The sequence below is a fragment of the Megasphaera sp. NM10 genome (assembly GCF_000417505.1).
In the GTDB taxonomy this organism is placed as follows: domain Bacteria; phylum Bacillota; class Negativicutes; order Veillonellales; family Megasphaeraceae; genus Megasphaera; species Megasphaera intestinihominis.
This window is the reverse complement of the sequence record NZ_APHY01000171.1, coordinates 1-995: the sequence shown is the minus strand read 5'-3', so window position 1 is coordinate 995 and position 995 is coordinate 1. Positions and strand designations below refer to the sequence as shown.

Here is a 995-nt window from a genome sequence, read left to right as displayed (position 1 = left end):
TTTCGGTCCTTTTTCTGGGCTTTTGCACGAAAGTCAAGGTAAGGTGACTATCAGTCGAAAGATGTCCGCCTGCCGCACTATCGTGAAAAAGGGGGATGGTTCCATCTCGTCTTGTCGACGAACGCTATCAACATCAAGAATGGGTTCCTGACAGTGCCGATGAGCCGGAAATATGCGAAAATCCATAACGGCCATCGGATTCGGATTCCTGTTCCCGACAGGCTGAAGGAGAAGACGATTCAAGAAGTCCGCATCTGTCCCATGTATGGCGGACGGTATTTCAAGATTCAGTATTGTTACCTAGAGGACCCAGAGCCGGTGAAAGCTTCGCCAGACCGTGTCCTGGCTATCGACTTGGGCCTGGAAAATCTGGCCGCCTGCGTCACCAATACGGGGACGTCGTTCCTCATGGACGGCCGTAAACTCAAATCTATCAACCAGTATTGGAACAAACGCAAAGCCAGACTCCAAAGCATTGCCGTCAAGCAGGGCCAGAAGACGACGAACCAGCTCTGTCAGTTAGCGCAGAAACGTAATTTCCGGATGCAGGACATCCTTCGCAAGACAGCCCGCTATATCCTCGATTTTTGCATTGACCATCAGATAGGGACCCTTGTCTGCGGCTATAACCGGGATTTCAAACGAGGACTAAAGCTGGGTAAAGTGACGAATCAGCATTTCACCCAAATCAATTTGAGCTATCTGCGTAGTACCTTGAAATACCTGTGTGAACGTTACGGGATAAGCTATCTGGAACAGGAAGAATCGTATACCTCTCAGGCCAGCTGCCTGGATTTAGACGACATTCCCGTCTACCAGCCGGATACCCCCTATACAGGAACGTTCAGTGGACAACGAGTCCGGCGCGGCCTGTACCGCTTTGCTGATGGAAGGACGGCCAATGCCGATATCAACGGAGCCGCCAACATACTTCGTAAAAGTAAGCAGAACTTCGATTTCGAAGGGACTGTGTAAGGGCTTTGGACAGCCTTTGA

Annotated in this window: 1 protein-coding gene; it reads left to right on the top strand. The window is 50.6% G+C overall.

Annotated elements, in window-relative coordinates:
• The first annotated feature begins 111 nt into the window (after positions 1-111).
• Positions 112-975 (top strand): RNA-guided endonuclease InsQ/TnpB family protein, encoded by an 864-nt coding sequence (locus NM10_RS12905; RefSeq protein ID WP_239639751.1) that lies wholly within the window; start codon positions 112-114, stop codon positions 973-975.
• Positions 976-995 lie beyond the last annotated feature (20 nt).